This window comes from Caulobacter sp. P4_E5 (assembly GCF_056401555.1).
In genome coordinates, this window is the sequence record NZ_JBFUJD010000025.1 from 1 (window position 1) to 16,293 (window position 16,293).

Annotated in this window: 18 protein-coding genes and 2 pseudogenes; 15 read left to right on the forward strand and 5 right to left on the reverse strand. The window is 69.5% G+C overall.

What is annotated here, in order from left to right:
- Positions 1–168 (reverse strand): annotated as a pseudogene (locus AC1DSO_RS10030) (hypothetical protein); the annotation flags it as partial.
- A gap of 186 nt (positions 169–354) precedes the next feature.
- On the opposite strand from AC1DSO_RS10030, the gene AC1DSO_RS10035 reads away from it, so the two are divergent.
- Positions 355–2,163: a feruloyl-CoA synthase gene (locus tag AC1DSO_RS10035; protein WP_477068686.1), complete on the forward strand. Its 1,809-nt coding sequence runs from the start codon at positions 355–357 to the stop codon at positions 2,161–2,163.
- 4 nt (positions 2,164–2,167) lie between these two features.
- Here the strand turns inward: AC1DSO_RS10035 and AC1DSO_RS10040 are convergent.
- Positions 2,168–2,270, reverse strand: a pseudogene (locus AC1DSO_RS10040) (hypothetical protein); the annotation flags it as partial.
- A 17-nt stretch (positions 2,271–2,287) separates the two neighbouring features.
- On the opposite strand from AC1DSO_RS10040, the gene AC1DSO_RS10045 reads away from it, so the two are divergent.
- Complete coding sequence (locus AC1DSO_RS10045; protein ID WP_477068687.1) at positions 2,288–3,829, forward strand: acetolactate synthase large subunit; 1,542 nt, start codon at positions 2,288–2,290, stop codon at positions 3,827–3,829.
- 65 nt (positions 3,830–3,894) lie between these two features.
- Here the strand turns inward: AC1DSO_RS10045 and AC1DSO_RS10050 are convergent, their stop codons facing one another.
- The gene (locus AC1DSO_RS10050; protein WP_477068688.1) at positions 3,895–5,358 is read right to left on the reverse strand and encodes a hypothetical protein; all 1,464 of its coding nucleotides are present in this window, start codon (positions 5,356–5,358) and stop codon (positions 3,895–3,897) included.
- A 163-nt stretch (positions 5,359–5,521) separates the two neighbouring features.
- Here AC1DSO_RS10050 and AC1DSO_RS10055 point away from each other — a divergent pair, with 163 nt between their 5' ends.
- From AC1DSO_RS10055 to AC1DSO_RS10085, 7 genes are read left to right on the forward strand one after another with little or no spacing between them, the layout of a single operon-like run.
- Entirely contained in the window at positions 5,522–6,637 is a 1,116-nt protein-coding gene (locus tag AC1DSO_RS10055; RefSeq protein WP_477068689.1) for an MBL fold metallo-hydrolase, read from the forward strand.
- A gap of 31 nt (positions 6,638–6,668) precedes the next feature.
- Positions 6,669–7,109 carry a MarR family winged helix-turn-helix transcriptional regulator gene (locus AC1DSO_RS10060; RefSeq protein WP_477068690.1) on the forward strand — a complete coding sequence of 147 codons (441 nt, stop codon included), beginning with the start codon at positions 6,669–6,671 and terminating at the stop codon, positions 7,107–7,109.
- Positions 7,109–7,879, forward strand: coding sequence for an enoyl-CoA hydratase-related protein (locus AC1DSO_RS10065; protein WP_477068691.1), 771 nt, complete (start codon positions 7,109–7,111; stop codon positions 7,877–7,879). Before AC1DSO_RS10060 ends, AC1DSO_RS10065 begins: the two co-directional genes overlap by 1 nt.
- 2 nt (positions 7,880–7,881) lie before the next feature.
- The gene (locus AC1DSO_RS10070) at positions 7,882–8,298 is read left to right on the forward strand and encodes a DUF3995 domain-containing protein (protein ID WP_477068692.1); all 417 of its coding nucleotides are present in this window, start codon (positions 7,882–7,884) and stop codon (positions 8,296–8,298) included.
- Between the two features lie 36 nt (positions 8,299–8,334).
- Entirely contained in the window at positions 8,335–9,306 is a 972-nt protein-coding gene (locus AC1DSO_RS10075; RefSeq protein ID WP_477068693.1) for an SDR family NAD(P)-dependent oxidoreductase, read from the forward strand.
- Positions 9,306–9,821 (forward strand): hypothetical protein, encoded by a 516-nt coding sequence (locus tag AC1DSO_RS10080; protein ID WP_477068694.1) that lies wholly within the window; start codon positions 9,306–9,308, stop codon positions 9,819–9,821. The genes AC1DSO_RS10075 and AC1DSO_RS10080 overlap by 1 nt, the downstream gene beginning before the upstream one ends.
- Positions 9,818–10,675 (forward strand): SDR family oxidoreductase, encoded by an 858-nt coding sequence (locus AC1DSO_RS10085; protein WP_477068695.1) that lies wholly within the window; start codon positions 9,818–9,820, stop codon positions 10,673–10,675. The genes AC1DSO_RS10080 and AC1DSO_RS10085 overlap by 4 nt, the downstream gene beginning before the upstream one ends.
- On the opposite strand, the gene AC1DSO_RS10090 is transcribed toward AC1DSO_RS10085, so the two are convergent.
- Complete coding sequence (locus AC1DSO_RS10090; protein ID WP_477068696.1) at positions 10,672–11,019, reverse strand: TfoX/Sxy family protein; 348 nt, start codon at positions 11,017–11,019, stop codon at positions 10,672–10,674. The genes AC1DSO_RS10085 and AC1DSO_RS10090 overlap by 4 nt on opposite strands.
- On the opposite strand from AC1DSO_RS10090, the gene AC1DSO_RS10095 reads away from it, so the two are divergent.
- Complete coding sequence (locus AC1DSO_RS10095; RefSeq protein ID WP_477068697.1) at positions 11,006–11,485, forward strand: N-acetyltransferase family protein; 480 nt, start codon at positions 11,006–11,008, stop codon at positions 11,483–11,485. The genes AC1DSO_RS10090 and AC1DSO_RS10095 overlap by 14 nt on opposite strands.
- Before the next feature lie 147 nt (positions 11,486–11,632).
- On the opposite strand, the gene AC1DSO_RS10100 is transcribed toward AC1DSO_RS10095, so the two are convergent.
- Positions 11,633–12,898, reverse strand: coding sequence for an MFS transporter (locus AC1DSO_RS10100; protein WP_477068698.1), 1,266 nt, complete (start codon positions 12,896–12,898; stop codon positions 11,633–11,635).
- Between the two features lie 96 nt (positions 12,899–12,994).
- Here AC1DSO_RS10100 and AC1DSO_RS10105 point away from each other — a divergent pair, with 96 nt between their 5' ends.
- The 5 genes from AC1DSO_RS10105 to AC1DSO_RS10125 all read left to right on the forward strand — a co-directional run bounded on the left by AC1DSO_RS10105 (position 12,995) and on the right by AC1DSO_RS10125 (position 16,264).
- A complete protein-coding gene (locus tag AC1DSO_RS10105) occupies positions 12,995–13,039 on the forward strand; it encodes a hypothetical protein (protein ID WP_197056745.1) in 45 nt (14 codons plus the stop codon).
- Positions 13,040–13,101: 62 nt separating this feature from the next.
- Positions 13,102–13,635 (forward strand): GNAT family N-acetyltransferase, encoded by a 534-nt coding sequence (locus AC1DSO_RS10110; RefSeq protein WP_477068699.1) that lies wholly within the window; start codon positions 13,102–13,104, stop codon positions 13,633–13,635.
- 64 nt (positions 13,636–13,699) lie between these two features.
- A complete protein-coding gene (locus AC1DSO_RS10115; RefSeq protein ID WP_477068700.1) occupies positions 13,700–14,272 on the forward strand; it encodes a DUF1285 domain-containing protein in 573 nt (190 codons plus the stop codon).
- Complete coding sequence (locus tag AC1DSO_RS10120) at positions 14,269–14,919, forward strand: CoA pyrophosphatase (protein ID WP_477068701.1); 651 nt, start codon at positions 14,269–14,271, stop codon at positions 14,917–14,919. Before AC1DSO_RS10115 ends, AC1DSO_RS10120 begins: the two co-directional genes overlap by 4 nt.
- A gap of 91 nt (positions 14,920–15,010) precedes the next feature.
- Positions 15,011–16,264, forward strand: a complete 1,254-nt coding sequence (locus AC1DSO_RS10125) for a CCA tRNA nucleotidyltransferase (protein ID WP_477068702.1) — start codon at positions 15,011–15,013, stop codon at positions 16,262–16,264.
- Positions 16,265–16,293: the final 29 nt, after the last annotated feature.

The window sequence follows — 16,293 nt, forward strand, 5'->3', positions numbered from 1 at the left end:
CTCTGGGATCTTCCGGAAACGGAGGAACCCGGGTCCCGGTAAGGCCTGAACAGGGCCACCCGGCGGGACGCTGGCGAATAACGGTCGCGCGGAGCGTCGGGCTTCGTCGAAACGGTATCAAACTACTCRCACTCCGGACGGCGTCCGGCGCTCCGCGTCCCTTTCCATCCCTTCAGCGGCGAGCCGCGTGAGGCCGATGTTCCTTGCCCCCACCTGGCCGCTTCGCGGCCGTCCGCCCCCGGGAGGGGGCGGAAGGTTCGCACGACGGCCTTCTTCCCCCTCCGGGGGAGGAGCGCGCAGCGCGGAGGGGGCAAGTGATTGAACAGTCGTATGAGGCGCGACATAAGTGACGTCATGGACGGATCGACCTCCAACACCGCGCCTTTCCGCGACGCCCGTTACGCGCCTCGCGCGCTGGAGGTAAAGCGTCGTGGCGACACGCTGATCCTGCGCAATCCCATGCCCTATTCGGACGCGGTGCGAACGACCACCGCGCCGCTGGCGCGCTGGGCGGCCGAGGCGCCGGACCGGATCTGGTTGGCCGAACGAGACGGGGAAGGCTGGCGGACGGTGACCTATGCCGAAGCCAGGACCCGCGTGGAGGCCCTGACCGGCGGGCTCGCGAGCCTGGGCCTGTCGCGCGGCCAACCGCTACTGATCCTGGCTCGCAACGGTATCGACCACGCCCTGATCGCCTATGCCGCCATGAGCCTGGGCGCGCCCGCCGCGCCGGTCTCGCCGCAGTATGGCCTGAAGGGCGCCGACCTGACCCGCCTCGCGCACGCGGTCGAACGGCTGAAGCCCGCCGCTGTCTATGCCGACGACGCCGAGGCGTTCGGCGACGCCCTGGCCGCGCCCTTCCTGGCCGGCTTGCCGGTGGTGGCCAGCCGCCAAGCGCGAGCCGGCGACATCCCCTTCGAAGCCCTGCTGGACAGCGCGCCGCTGTCGCCGATCGCTCAGCCTGACGACGTCGCCAAGCTGCTGCTGACCTCCGGCTCCACGGGCCGCCCGAAGGCCGTGGTCTGCACTCATGCCAACATCGCGCTCAACGCCGCCCAGATCGAGGCCTGCTACGCCGATCCAGAGCCGCCGGTGCTGGTCAATTCCGCGCCCTGGAGCCACAGCCTGGGGGCCAACGCCATCCTGCACATGGTGCTGCACCGGGGCGGAACCCTGTACATCGACGCCGGCCAGCCCACGCCCGGCCGCTTTGCCGAGACCCTGCGCAACCTGCGCGAGGTCGCCACGACCTATCACAACATGGTGCCGGCCGGCTGGGGCATGCTGGTCGGCGAGCTGGAGCGCGACCACGCCCTGGCGGCCAGGTTCTTCGAGAAGGTCCGGGTGCTGCAGTACGGCGGCGCATCGATGGCCCAGTCGATCCTCGACCGCGTTCAGGCCGTGGCGGTGCGGACGATCGGTGAACGGATCACCTTCGCGGCCGGCTATGGCGCCACCGAGACCGGTCCGACCGCCTGCAACATCCACTGGCTGAACGCCCGCTCGGGGATGGTCGGCCTGCCGACGCCGGGCACGTCGGTGAAGCTCGTTCCCCCAAATGGAGTGAGGGGCGGCGATGGCGGCAAGTTCGAGATCCGGGTGAAGGGGCCGCAGGTCTCGCCCGGCTATCTGGACCAGCCGGAAGCGACGGCCCAGGCCTTTGACGAGGACGGCTTCTACCGCCTGGGCGACGCCGCGCGGCTCGCCGATCCGGAAGACCCGGCGGCGGGCCTGGTGTTCGACGGGCGGCTGGTCGAGAACTTCAAGCTGGCGAGTGGGACCTTCGTGGCGGCCGGGGCCCTGCGGGTGGCAGCGGTGTCGGCGATCGGCGGCCTGGTCTCAGACGCGGTGGTCTGCGGCGAGGGCCAGCAGGGCGTCGGCCTGATGCTGTTCCTCGACACAAAGGCTTGCGACCATCTGGGCGACCGGTCGACCGTGAAGGCGGCGATCGTCGCGGGGCTGGCGCGGCTGAACGGCTCGGCCAAGGGCGGCGGCGGCAAGGTGGTCCGGGCCCTGATCCTGGACGGCGCCCCCGACGCGGCCAGCGGCGAGCTGACCGACAAGGGCTATATCAACCAGGCCCTGGCGCGGGAACGACGGCCGACCGAGCTGGCGCGGCTGTTCGCGGAAACGCCGGACGGGGAAATCCTGGTCTTCATCTAGCTCGTCATCCCGGACGGCCGGAGGCCGATCCGGGACCCAGGGGCCAGCGACGGGGCGGCGGCCCCTGGGTCCCGGCTCTCCGCTACGCTGCGGCCGGGATGACGAAGGAATTTAGGAGCGAAACATGAACGGCGCCGACGCCCTGATCACCACCCTGGCCGACAACGGCGTCACCGCGTGCTTCGCCAATCCGGGCACCAGCGAGATGCAGTTCGTCGCCGCCCTGGACCGCGAGCCGCGCATGCGCAGCGTGCTGTGCCTGTTCGAGGGCGTGGCGACCGGGGCGGCCGACGGCTATGGCCGCATGACTGGCAGGCCGGCCTGCACCCTGCTGCACCTGGGGCCAGGCTACGCCAACGGCGCGGCCAACCTGCATAACGCCCGGAGGGCGTACACCCCGATCGTCAACGTCATCGGCGACCACGCCACCTATCACCGCGGCTTCGACGCCCCGCTGAACAGCGACATCGCCGCCCTGGCCGGGCCCAACTCGCTCTGGGTCAAGTCGGCTGAGTGCGCCGACAGCGTCGGGCCGCTGACCGCCGAAGCCATCGTCGCCAGCTATGGGACACCCGGCGGCAACGCCTGTCTGGTCCTGCCGGCCGACAGCGCCTGGAACGAGGCGACGGTAAAGGGGCCCGTCGTCACGCCGCCGGCCTTCGCCCAGCCCGACAAGGCCGCCGTCGAGGGCGTCGCCCGGGCTCTGGCCTTCGCCAAGACGCCGGTGCTGTTGCTGGGCTCTGGCGCCTGTGACGAAGCCGCGCTGGCGGCGGCCGGACGCCTGGCCGCCCATGGCGTTCGCGTGCTGACCGACACCTTCACCGCCCGCCAGGCGCGCGGCGAGGGCCGGTTCCGCCCCGACAAGCTGCCCTATTTCGCCGAGCAGGCCCTGAAGGCGCTGGAGGGCGTGGACCTGATGGTGCTGGTCTCGACCCAGCGCCCGGTCGCCTTCTTCGCCTATCCGGACCGGCCCAGCGTGCTGGTGCCCGAGGGCTGCTCGGTCGAGACCCTGTGCGGCCGCGAGGTCGACGCCGCCGCGGCCCTGAACGCCCTGGCCGATGCGGTCGGCGCGCCGGCGCACGGAACGATCGAGGCCTATGCCGCGCCCGAAGCGCCCGCCGGCCGTCTGGACGCCTGGGCGATCGGCGCCGCGCTGGCGCGGCACATGCCGGCGGAGACGGTGATCTCGGACGATGCGGTGACCGCCGGCCTGCCGATCTTCACCCAGACCCGCGCCGCCCGCGCCCACGACTGGCTGTCCCTGACCGGCGGCGCGATCGGCCAAGGGATTCCGCTGGCGATCGGCGCGGCGGTGGCCTGCCCGGACCGCAAGGTGCTGGCCCTGACCGGCGACGGGGCGGGCATGTACACGGCGCAAGGCCTCTGGACGATGGCGCGGGAGAGGCTGGACGTGACGGTCGTGGTGTTCGCCAACCACGCCTACCGTATCCTGAGCATCGAGCTGGGTCGCACCGGGGCCGGCAATCCGGGCCCGGCGGCCTCCCGGCTGCTGGACCTGGGGGATCCGCGCCTGGACTGGGTGGCGATCGCCCAGGGCATGGGCGTGGCCGCCGAGCGGGTCGAGACCGCCGAGGCCTTCGACGACGCCTTCGCCCGGGCCATGGCGACGCCCGGCCCTCGGCTGATCGAGGCGGCGATGGGGTAAAGAAAAAGGCCCGCCGGATCGCTCCGGCGGGCCTCGTTCTTCAGGACCTTACGGCTAGAGCTGGATCAGCCCTTGACCTTGTTGGTCGGCAGCTTGCAGCCGCCGCCGATGCCCTTGGCCTGGGCGCAGGAGAGGAACTCCTTGGCCGCCGGCTTGGCGACGCCGATCGGATAGCCCAGCACCCAGCCGGGCAGGCCGTCCGAGCAGGCCACTTCGACGAAGCCCTCGGTGTCGGTGGCGCCGATGATGCGAGCCTCCGAGACTTGGCAGGACGCCTTGTTGAAGCCGACCAGATCCTTGGTCAGGCGAGCGTACTGCGGGTCCTTCTTGGTGAAGCTGCAGCGGAAGCCGTTCAGCTCGGCCGTGACGCAGTCATAGACCGTGCCGGTGGTGGCGGTGAACACGGCGATGGCGCCGGCGTCGTTGCCCTTGCACTTCAGCTCGACGATTTCCTTCTTCGGGTCGTTGGTCGGCAACATGCCGTACTTCTCGACGTCGCAGGGGAAACCGGCCTTGGCCGCCAGCTTGCCGTAGAAGCCGGCCTGCTCGGTCAGAGCAGCGACGGCGTCGGTCAGCGTGCAGCCGCCGCCAACGAAGCCGGCCTGGGCGCAGGGGATGGCGCGGGCGAAGGCGCCGGTGGTCGCTGTCTGCTGGAACACGTAGCCCTTACCGTCCTGGCAGGCGACTTCGTAATAGTTGTCGACCTTGGTGCTCAGGATGTAGCGCTTGTCCTTGATGTCGCAGGCCGTGCCGGCGGCCTTGGCGGCGCCGTTCAGGGTGTCGACCACCGCGAGCTGGGTCTGACGGTTGGTCAGCTTACAGCTCACATTGCCGCCTTCCTCGTAGAGCAGGCAGCTGTTGACGGTGACTTCGCCGCTGATGTTCAGCGGCGCGACGGTCTGGACCACGTAGCCGGCGCCGCCCTTGCAGGCGACTTCGAAGTACGAGTTCTTGGCGCCCGAGCCGATGGCGCGGGTGTTCTCGATATCGCAGGTCACGCCGCCCTTCTTGACGAACGGGGCCAGGCCCGCGCCGGGGTTGGCGTTGCCGGGCAGCACGCAGGCCAGGCCGCCGACCTTGCCGTCGGGCCCGGGCTGGCTCGACTCGAGGCAGGTGAAGACCTGCGGAGCCACGTTAGCCACGTCCTTCTTGGCGATCATCGCGAAGCCCATGCCCTCGTTACAGGCGACTTCGTAGTAGCGAACCTTCTCCTTGAGCTTCCCTTTGAGCTTGGCTAGGCCGTCTTTGTCGCCGTTCAACTGGTCCTTCGCAGCCTTGGAAATGGCCGCTGAGGCGGCGGCGTCGGGAATGTCCACTTGGCCTTCGCCGATGAAGCGGGCATCCGAGACCGTGCAGCCGGCGCCGCTGGCCTGGATGAGCGTCGGGGCTTCCTTCATACCCGTTTCGCGCGCCTTGGCGTCGACAGCGGGGGGCTTGCCCTTCTCTTCCTTCTGCGCCGAGATGACGACGGCAGGGGTCAGAATGGCGAGCGCGAGCGCGGCCGTCAGTCCGATCGCAAAAGGCCTCATGGGAAATGTCTCCTGGGTAAGTTCCTCGCGCGGACATAAACGCGCGCTTGTATCAGGGGTCAAGATACCGTCCGACCTGGGCGCGATGATGACTGCCCTCGAGGGCAAAAAATGGGTTGGATCAACGACAAGCGCCGGTTGAACGGCCTCTGGAGGGGACGAAATGCGCGACGGATTCGAGGATGAAGCGACCGAACAGCCGCGCAAAGCGCGGCTGGTCTATCCGTTCGAGACCGCGCCGGAGCCCGGTTCGGGCCAAGCGGTCGAGGTCGGGCCCGGCGTCCTGTGGCTGCGGATGCCGCTGGGCGGTTCGCTGCAGTTCATCAACGTCTGGGCGATCGCCGACGGCGAGGGCTGGGCCGTCGTCGACACCGGCGTCCAGACCCGCGAGACCAGCCAGGCCTGGCGAGACGCCTTCGCCGGCGCCCTGGGCGGCAAGCCGATCACCCGGGTGATCTGCACGCACCTGCATCCCGACCATGTCGGGCTGGCCGGCTGGATGACCCGCAAGTTCGACTGCCGGCTCTGGATGACCCGGCTGGAATACTTCCAATGCCGGATGCTGGTCGCCGACACCGGGCGCGAGGCCCCCGAGGATGGGGTGAAGTTCTTCCGCGCCGCCGGCTGGGACGAGGACGCGATCGAGAACTACAAGGCCCGCTTCGGCGGCTTCGGCAAGGCGATCTACGCCCTGCCCGACAGCTATCGCCGGCTCAGCGACGGCGAGGATTTCGAGATCGGCGGTAAGACCTGGCGGGTGGTGACCGGACAAGGGCACTCGCCCGACCACGCCTGTCTCTGGTCGCCCGAGCTGAACCTGCTGATCTCGGGCGACCAGGTGCTGCCGCGCATCTCGTCGAACGTCTCGGTCTTCCCGACCGAGCCCGACGCCGATCCGCTGAGCGACTGGCTGCGGTCCCTGGCCAAGGTGAAGGCCACCGTGCCCGACGACGTCATCGTCCTGCCGGCCCACAATGATCCGTTCGAGGGCCTGCACACCCGGATCGACGCCCTGATCGCCGGCCACGAGCGCGGCCTCTCGCGCCTGGAAAAGAAGCTGGCCGAGCCCAAGCGGGCGGTCGACACGTTCGGGGCCCTGTTCGCGCGGCCGATCGGCCCGGATCTGCTGGGCATGGCCACGGGAGAGGCGCTGGCGCACCTCAACTGCCTGATCGGCCGAGGTCGCATCCGGCGTGAGGTCGATGGCGAAGGCGTCGCCTGGTACGTCGCGGAGTCGAGCCCGGCTGATCTCAAGGCAAGGCAAGAAACAGACGTTTGACATTTCGCACGCGAAACATAGTCTGGCCGCCATGTCCGTGCCTCCCGACCGCCGCCTCATCTTCCTGCTCAATGCCGGCCAACGGCGCGTCCAGCGCTGGATCGAGGGCAAGATGGCCGCCAAGGGCGGGCTGACCGCCGCCCAGTCGGGGGTGCTGTTCTTCCTGGGCGACCAGAACGGCGCCCTGATCGGTGAGGCGGCCGACGCCCTCGACCTGGCCCCTTCGGCCATGACCGGCCTGATCGACCGCATGACCCGCGCCGAGCTGGTCGAGCGCCGCGCCGATCCCAAGGACGGCCGGGCCATGCGCCTGTACCTGACCGACAAGGGCCGCGCCGCCCGCGAGGACGCCAAGGCCGGTCTCGATGGGATCAACGCCCACCTGACCGAGGGCTTCACCGACGAAGAGATCGGCGTGGTCGCGCGCTGGCTCTCCAGCCTGCAGACCAAGTTCCCCAAGGGAGATTCGTGATGACCGATCAGGTCAAGGTCGAGATCGACGCCGGCGTGATGACCCTCACCCTGGCGCGTCCGGAAAAGAAGAACGCCCTGTCCAACGCCATGTACGGCGTGCTGGCCGACAGCCTGGAGGCCGCCGAGCGGGATCCGGCGGTGCGCGTCGTGGTCCTCCAGGCCGACGGCGACAGCTTCACGGCCGGCAACGACCTGCAGGACTTCGCGGCCCAGGCCACGGGCGCCTTCACGGGCGAACGCCATGTGATCCGTTTCCTGAAGGCCCTGGCCAACGCCACCCGGCCGCTGGTCGCCGCCGTCCAGGGCCAGGCCGTGGGCGTCGGCACGACCATGCTGCTGCATTGCGATCTGGTGTTCGTGACCCCGGACGCGCGCCTGACCACCCCGTTCGTCAACCTGGCCCTGGTGCCGGAAGCGGCCTCCAGCTGGCTGCTGCCGGCCCGCATCGGCCACGCCCGCGCCTACGCCATGTTCGCCCTGGGCGAGGCGATCGACGGCGGCACCGCCGTGGCCTGGGGCATCGCCAACGGCGCGGCCGAGCTCTCGGACCTGCGGGCCCGCGCCCGCGCCGCCGCCGACCAACTGGCCAAGCGGCCACTGGGCGCCTTGACCGTCACCAAGCGCCTGATGCGCGACGCCGAGAAGATCGCCGCCCTAATGGACACCGAAGGCGCCGAATTCGCCGCCCGCCTGCAGACCGCCGAGGCGCGCGAGGCCTTCATGGCCTTCGCCGAGCGCCGGGCGCCCGACTTCAGCCAGGTCGGCTAGGCGTGTTGCTGACCCTGCTGGTCGCGGGGGTCCTGTTCCTGCTGGCGGCCGTCCACCTCTACTGGGGATTTGGCGGACGCTGGCCGGGCCACGACGAGGCCTCGATGGTCGAGCACGTGGTTGGCCGCACGCGCGGCATGAAGGCGCCGAGCTTGCCAGCCAGCACGGCGGTCGCCCTGGCCTTGGCGACCGGCGGCAGCCTGGTGCTGGCGACGATCTTTCCGCCGCCGCCCTTGGAGCCGCTGCTGCAGGCCGCGCGCTGGGTCCTGTTCGCCGTGTTCGCCGGCCGGGGACTGGTGACCTATATCCCGCCGGTCTTCCGCTATGCCGAAGGTACGCCGTTCTGGCGGCTGAACCGTCGCGCCTACGGGCCGTTATGCCTGGCCATCGCCCTGGGGATTTGCGCCATCCAGCTGTAGCGTTCCAAGCACAACAAAAACTACGGGAGGAACATCATGAGCGATCGCATCACCTCGCCCTTCGGACCGAAATCGACGGCGCGCGAGGTCGTCGCGGGTCATGACCTGTCGGGCAAGGTCGCCATCGTCACCGGCGCGGCCACCGGCATCGGCGTCGAGACCGCCAGGGCCCTGGCCGAGGCGGGCGCCGAGGTGATCATCGCCGCCCGCAAGCCGGAGCTGGGCGAAGAGGTCGCCAACGAAATCAATCTCGGCGTCGGGCTGAAGCGAACCAGCTTCGCCATGCTCGACCTGTCGAGCTTCGAGGCGATCCGCCACTTCGCCCATCTGTGGGGCGACCGGCCGATCAACATCCTGATCAACAACGCCGGCGTCATGGCCTGCCCTCTATCGCGCACCGCCGACGGGCTGGAGATGCAGATCGGGACCAACCATTTCGGCCACTTCCTGCTGTCGGTGCTGCTGGCCCCGAACCTGGTCGCGGGGACCAAGGCCAGCGGCAAGGCCTCGCGGCTGGTGTCGCTGTCTTCGATCGGCCACCGGCGCTCGGGCGTGAACTTCGATGACCCGAACTACGAGACCCGGCCCTACGACAAGTGGGAGTCTTACGGCCAGGCCAAGACCGCCAACAGCCTGTTCGCGGTCGGCTTCGACAAGCGGTTCAGGGACCAGGGCGTCAACGCCAACGCCGTCATGCCCGGCGGGATCATGACCCCGCTGCAGCGGCACATGACCCTGGACGAGCAGCGGGCCATGGGCTGGCTGGACGAGAACGACAAGCCGCGCGAGGGCTTCAAGACCACCGAGCAGGGCGCGGCCACCAGCGTCTGGGCCGCTGTCGGCGATGCGCTGGAGGGCGTGGGCGGCCTCTATCTGGAAGACTGCAAACAGGCGGTCGCCTGGAGCCAAGAACGCCCCTGGAACGGCGTCATGCCCCACGCGCTGGATCCCGAGGCGGCCGACCGCCTGTGGGACCTGTCGGTGAAGACCACCGGCGCCGGCGCCTGATGGAGCGGGACTCGGTTCTACGCCTCGCCGGCGCCGCGACCCTGGCCGGCGCGGCCATCGACATCGCCGCGCCGTTCCTCATCTATCCGCGGCTGGTCGAGCCGCAGCCGCACCTCGTCTACGCGACCATCGACCTGCTGCTGCTCTTCGGCATGTTGGGCGTGCGGTCGGTCACCGCCCGCGCGACCGGCCCACTGGCCTTGGTCGGCTTCGTCCTGGCCCTGCTGGGCGTGATGCTGGTGCGCACGTCTTCGGCCAAGATCTTCGGCGAGGCCTCGTACATGATCGCCTCCAGCCTCTGGTCGATCGGCATGGTCGTCTGGGCGGTGGCGCTACTGCGGGCCAAGGTGTTCCGCCTCGCCGCCGGTCTCTGGATCGCGGCCCTGGTCATCGGCCTTGCCGGCCTGCTTCTGAAGGATCACGGTCCCGTCGCGCACGTGGCGAAGATGAGCTTCATCCTCGGCTTCGTCGCGGCCGGCGTCGGCCTGATCAAAGCGCGTGGAGAACCCGTATGAGCCTCAAGGGTAAAACGCTATTCGTCACCGGCGCCTCGCGCGGCATCGGCCTGGCCATCGCCCTGCGGGCGGCCCGCGACGGGGCCAACATCGTCATCGCCGCCAAGACCGCCGAGGCCCATCCCAAGCTGCCCGGCACCATCTACACCGCCGCCAAGGAGATCGAGGCGGCCGGCGGCCAGGCCCTGCCGCTGGTGGTCGACGTCCGCGAGGAGGCCAGCGTCCAGGACGCGGTCGAGAAGGCCGTCGCCCAGTTCGGCGGCATCGACATCTGCGTGAACAACGCCTCGGCCATCTCGCTGACCGGGACGCTGTCGACCGACATGAAGCGCTACGACCTGATGCACCAGATCAACACGCGCGGCACGTTCCTGACCTCCAAGGCCTGCATCCCGCACCTGAAGAAGGCGCAGAACCCGCACGTGCTGATGCTGTCGCCGCCGCTGGACATGTCGCCACGCTGGTTCGGGCCGCACGTGGCCTACACCATGGCCAAGTTCGGCATGTCGATGTGCGTGCTGGGCATGGCCGAGGAGTTCAAGAGCGACGGGATCGCCTTCAACGCCCTGTGGCCCCGCACCGGCATCGCCACCGCCGCCATCCAGTTCGCCCTGGCCGGCGAGGAAGGCCTGCGCCACTGCCGGACGGTCGAGATCATGGCCGACGCGGCCCACGCGATCTTCAACAAGCCCGCGCGCGAATTCAGCGGCAATTTCCTGATCGACGACACCTTCCTGTACGGCGAGGGCGTGCGCGACTTCGATCAGTACAAGGTGGATCCCGCCGCGGCCCTGATGCCGGACTTCTTCGTGCCGGAGAGCAGCGAACCACCGCCGGGGGTGAAGATCGGCTAGCGCGCCTTGGCCTTCTTGCGGGCCGCCACCTCGAGCGACTTTCGCGACCACTCGATCAGAAGGTCCTGGTCGTCCAGCGCCTCGACGGGGGCGGACCAGTAGGACATCGGCTTGCCGTCGCCGAACGGATCGAAGGCTTGCGAGCCCGCCGCCTCGAACTCGGGCTTCAGGGCGTCATCGGTTTTCAGATACAGGACGTCGTCGTCGATCACGGCGAAGAACAGGCCGTTCGCATAGATGCCGACTCCGCCGAACATTCGGCGGGCGGTGATCTGGCCCAGCGGCGCCAGTTGCTCCAGAACGAAGTCCCGATAGTCCGCAGAGACCGCCATGCCCGTTTCCATCCGTCCCGCCACGCCTGCCGACGCGGCTCTGGTCTATCAGTTCATCCGCGATCTGGCCGAGTACGAAAACCTGCTCGACACCGTGGAGGCGACGCAGGCCGACGTGGCCGGCGCCCTGTTCGGCGACAACCCACGCGCCTTCGCCGACATCGCCGAGCTGGACGGCGAGCCGGTCGGCTTCGCCCTGTGGTTCTACAACTATTCGACCTTCGTCGGCCGGCATGGGATCTGGCTGGAGGATCTGTTCGTGCGGCCCTCGGCGCGGGGCTCTGGCGCGGGTAAGGCGCTGCTGGTCAACCTCGCCCGGCGCTGTGTCGACGAGAACCTCGGTCGCTTCGAGTGGTCGGTGCTGGACTGGAACGCGCCGTCGATCGCCTTCTATGACAGCCTGGGCGCGGCCGCGATGGACGAATGGATCATCCGCCGCCTGACCGGCGAGCCGCTGCGCAGGCTGGCGGGGCTGTAGGTTTCTCCTCCTCCCTCGCGCAGCGGGGGWGGTGTCGCGGCGCGGATACGCGTCGTGACGGAGGGGGCRCTTCGACGGTGGGGACGCCCCCTCCGTCACGACGCCGATGGCGTCGCGCCACCTCCCCCGTTTCACGGGTGAGGTGGATCACTCCAGCCGGTCGGCCTTGCGCAGGTCGGGGAACAGGAAGGCCCACAGGGCGGTGACGGCCATGGCCCCGACGCCGCCGAACACCGCCGCGCCGACGGGCCCGAGCAGCCAGGCCGCCGCGCCGCTCTCGACCTCGCCCAGTTCATTGGAAGCGCTGATGAACACGCCCGAGACGGCGGCGACGCGGCCGCGCATGGCGTCGGGCGTGACGATCTGGACCAGGGTCTGGCGGACATAGACCGACAGCATGTCGGCGCCGCCCAGGACGGCCAGGGCCACCACCGACAGCCAGACCAGCTTCGACAGGCCGAACACCGCCGTGGCCAGGCCGAAGACGGCGACGCCGGCGAACATGATGCGGCCGGCGTGACGACGGATCGGGGTGCTGGCCAGATAGATGCCGACCACGGTCGCCCCGATCGCCGGCGCCGCGCGCAGCAGGCCAAAGCCGCCGGGGCCGATGTGCAGCACGTCCTTGGCGAACACCGGCAGCAGGGCCGTGGCCCCGCCCAGGATCACCGCGAACAGATCGAGCGAGATCGAGCCGAACACGATCTTGTTGTTCCAGACATAGGCCAGGCCTTCCTTGATCAGCTCAACGCGCGAGCCGGGCTGGGTCTCGGGCTTGGTCGACTTGCGGATCGCCAGGGCCAGCAGGGCGGCAGACAGGTAGAGACCGAACGAGGTCCCGAACGCCGCGGCCGGGGAATGGATCAACAGCAGGCCGCCCAGGGCCGGACCGGCGATCGACGCGCTTTGCCAGGCCAGGGAATTCCAGGCGATGGCGCGGGGCAGCAGCGATCTGGGCACCAGCATCGGGCCCATGGCGCTGCTGGCCGGCGACAGGAAGGCGCGGCTGGCGCCGAACAGCACCGAGATGGCGAAGATCGGCCACAGCTGGTGCGACCCCATCAACGCCAGGGTCAGCAGGACGGCGGCGCTGACCGCGTCCAGGGCCAGGGTCGTGGCGACGATCAGCTTGCGCGTCCGGCGGTCGGCGGTCTCGCCGGCGATCAGGGTCAACAGAAACAGCGGCAGGAACTGGGCCAGACCGATCATGCTGACCAGGAAGGCCGACTCCCCGACCGACTTGGTCAGGCGGGCGATGGCGTAGACCTGCCAGCCCAGGGCCACCGACTGGATCTGCACCCCCAGGGTGGAGACGAACCGCGCCGCCCAAAAAAAGAGGAAGTCACGTTCCCGCAACAGGGCGCGGGTAGAGGTGTCGGGCGTGGGCGCGTCTGCGTTAGCTGGGTCGGACATTGGCTCGCAACATAGGGCTCCGCCGCCGCGCCGCAACGTTATTGACCTGAGAAAGGCTTGGCCCTACAGCGCGCGCTCCTTTGGAGGTTCTGGGCGATGCGACGCCTTCGACGAATGCCGCGCGAACGCGCCACGATCTGAAGCCCTCCCGCGCGCCTTCGCGTCGGGAGCCCCCGACGCCCTTTCGCATTTCCCGAAGGCCGATGACCTCCGTTCAAAAGACCGTTTCCCCTGCCCCGTCCTATCCGCCGCTGGTCCACGAGACCCCGGCGATGGCGGCGGCCGTCATCCATCTGATCGACCGGGTGTTCGGCCCCGGCCGCTTCGCCAAGTCGTCCGAGCGCCTGCGCGAGGGCAACACCCCGCTGCTGGACTGCTCGTTCGTCGCCGTCCGCGACGGCGCGCCCGTGGGCTGCGTGCGCCTGTGGCCGGTGACGATCGGCGGCGAGCCCGTGGCCTTCCTCGGCCCCCTGGCCGTCGATCCCGACGAGCGCAGCGCCGGCCTGGGCCAGGCCCTGGTCGAGGCGGCCGTCGAGGCGGCCCGCGCCGCCGGCTGGCGCGCCGTGCTGCTGGTCGGCGACGGCCCCTATTTCGGCCGAGTCGGCTTCACCAACGCCCATACGGCCGGCGTCGTCATGCCGGGTCCGGTGGACCAGCGCCGCGTGCTGCTCCTGCCGCTGCGGTCAGGCGGCGACGAAGGGCTCTCGGGTCCGGTCGCGATCGATCCGCGCGCCTGAACCGCCGGTGTATCCGGTCCATCGGCGCTTGAGCCGACGGGCCGGACGGCCTAACTGATCAGCGATGACCGACGCACCCGCCAAGGCCGGGCTAGAAGGCGTCGCCAAGGCCGCCCAAAACGCGCAGGCCGCTGGCGAACGCGGCCTGCCGCCGGTGCATCTGTGGAATCCGGCCCACTGCGGCGAGATCGACATCCGCATCCGCAAGGACGGAGTCTGGTTCCACGAGGGCACGCCGATCGGCCGCGAGGCCCTGGTGCGGCTGTTCTCGACCGTGCTGCGCCTCGACCTCGACGGCTATCACCTGGTCACGCCGGTCGAGAAGATGAAGATCACCGTCGAGGACGCGCCGTTCATCGCCACCCGCGTCGACCGGGTGGGCGAGGCCCTCGTCTTCCAGACCAATGTCGGCGACACGGTCGAGGCCGGGCCCGAGAACGCGATCCGCGTCGAGATCGACCCGCAGACCGGTGAGCCGCGGCCCTATGTGCACGTGCGCCGTGGGCTGGAGGCCCTGATCGCCCGTCCGGTCTTCTACGAACTGGCCGAGATGGCCTCGCCCAAGGACGACCTGTGGGGCGTGACCTCCAACGGCGCCTTCTTCCCGATCGCGCCGCCCGGATCGGCCCTCGCATGACGCGCGAAGAGCGCCGGGCGTGGATCACCGGTCGGCTGCATCCGATCACGGACTATGATCCGAGCCTGGCCAATCCCCAGAAGTCGGACTTCGACCTCAATCCGGGCCTGAAGGTCGACAATCCGCACGCCCTGCGCCCCGCCGCGGTGCTGGTGGGGCTGGTCGAGCACGAGGACGGCATGACCGTGCTGCTGACCCGCCGGTCCGACACCCTGCGCAGCCACACCGGCCAGATCGCCTTTCCCGGCGGCCGCTGCGATCCCGGCGAGACGCCCTGGGTCACGGCCCTGCGCGAGGCCCAGGAGGAGGTCGCCCTGGACCCCGCCTTCGTCACCTTGGCGGGCTTGCTGCATGGCTATCAGACGGTGACGGGTTTCCATGTCACGCCAGTGGTCGGCTTCATCGATCCCAAGGCTACGTTCGTGGCCAGCCCCGAGGAAGTGGCCGACGTCTTCGAGACGCCGTTCGAGTTCCTGATGGATCCGGCCAACCACCAGCGCCAGCATCGCGAGACCCCGACCGGCGAGCGCCGCCACTTCTACGCCATGCCGTGGAACGACCGGTTCATCTGGGGCGCTACGGCGGGCATGCTTCGATCGTTGTACGAGGCGCTTTACGACGAAAACGGTCGTCAATTCTCCGAATAGAGCCGTTGGCGGCTGGCGGAGACGGGGTCTCCTGGCCTAACTATGTCGCCTCGCCCGGGGGGACGAGGCGCGAGCGTGGGGAGTTCGTTTTTTGAGTAGTGTATCGATCGGCGCGGCGTCGTGGCTGGCGCTGCCGGAGACCAAGGCGGTGATCGCCGCTCTGGAGGCGCGCGGCTATCCCGGCTGCGCGCGGTTCGTCGGCGGCTGCGTTCGCAACACCGTGATGGGCAAGCCGGTCGACGACATCGACATCGCCACCACCCTGACCCCAGACCTGGTCATCGACGCCCTGGAGCAGGCCGGCCTGCGCGCCATCCCGACCGGCGTCGACCACGGCACGATCACGGCGCTGTCCGGCGGACAGCCCTACGAGATCACCACCCTGCGCAAGGACGTCTCGACCGATGGCCGGCGGGCTGTGGTGGCCTTCACCCAGGACTGGGGCCAGGACGCCGAGCGTCGCGATTTCCGCTTCAACGCCCTTTATGGCGACCCCGAAGGCCGCGTCTACGACCCGACCGGCGAGGGGCTGAACGACGCCCGCGACGGCAAGGTGGTGTTCGTCGGCGATCCGATGACCCGCATCCGCGAGGACTATCTGCGCATCCTGCGCTTCTTCCGGTTCCAGGCCTGGTACGGCAAGGGCGAGGCCGACCAGAAGGCCCTGGCCGCCTGCAAGGCGCTGAAGGGCATGGTCTCGGGCCGCGCCGCCGAGCGCACCCAGAAGGAGCTGATGAAGATGCTGGCCGCGGAGGATCCGCGTCCGGCCTTCCGGCTGATGGCCGCCACCAGCGTGCTGTCCTCGATCCTGCCCACGGTGAAGTCCCTGGCCCGCTTCGAGGCCCTGGTCGCCATCGAGACCGAGCAGCTGTTCGAGAACGATCCCGACCTGCGCCTGGCGGCCTTGATCCCTGACGATCCCAAGGTCGCCGGAGAGCTGGCCGAGCGCCTGCGCCTGCCCAACAATGTCCGCGACCGCATCGTCGACGCGGTCGGCAGAAGTCCCCGCATCGTCTCGTGGATGAGCCCGCGCGAGGCGCGCCGCGCCGTCTATGGCCTGGGCCAGCGCGCCTTTTGCGACCGGGTCAAGCTGGCCTGGGCCGGCTCGGGCCGCGACTCCACCGCCCCGCAATGGCGCGCGCTGCTGGCCCTGGCAGAGACCTGGACGCCGCCGGCCTTCCCGCTGTCGGGCGAAGAGGTGATGAAGGCCGGGGTGCCCAAGGGGCCTCTTGTCGGCGAGGTGATGCGCGAGATCGAGCTCTGGTGGATCGACCAGGACTTCATCGAGGACAAGTTCAGCGCTATCGAACGTCTCAAGGCCGTCGCGCAAGGGATGGTCTACTGAGTTCGCCAAGCGCAATCGCCGAAGTGGGA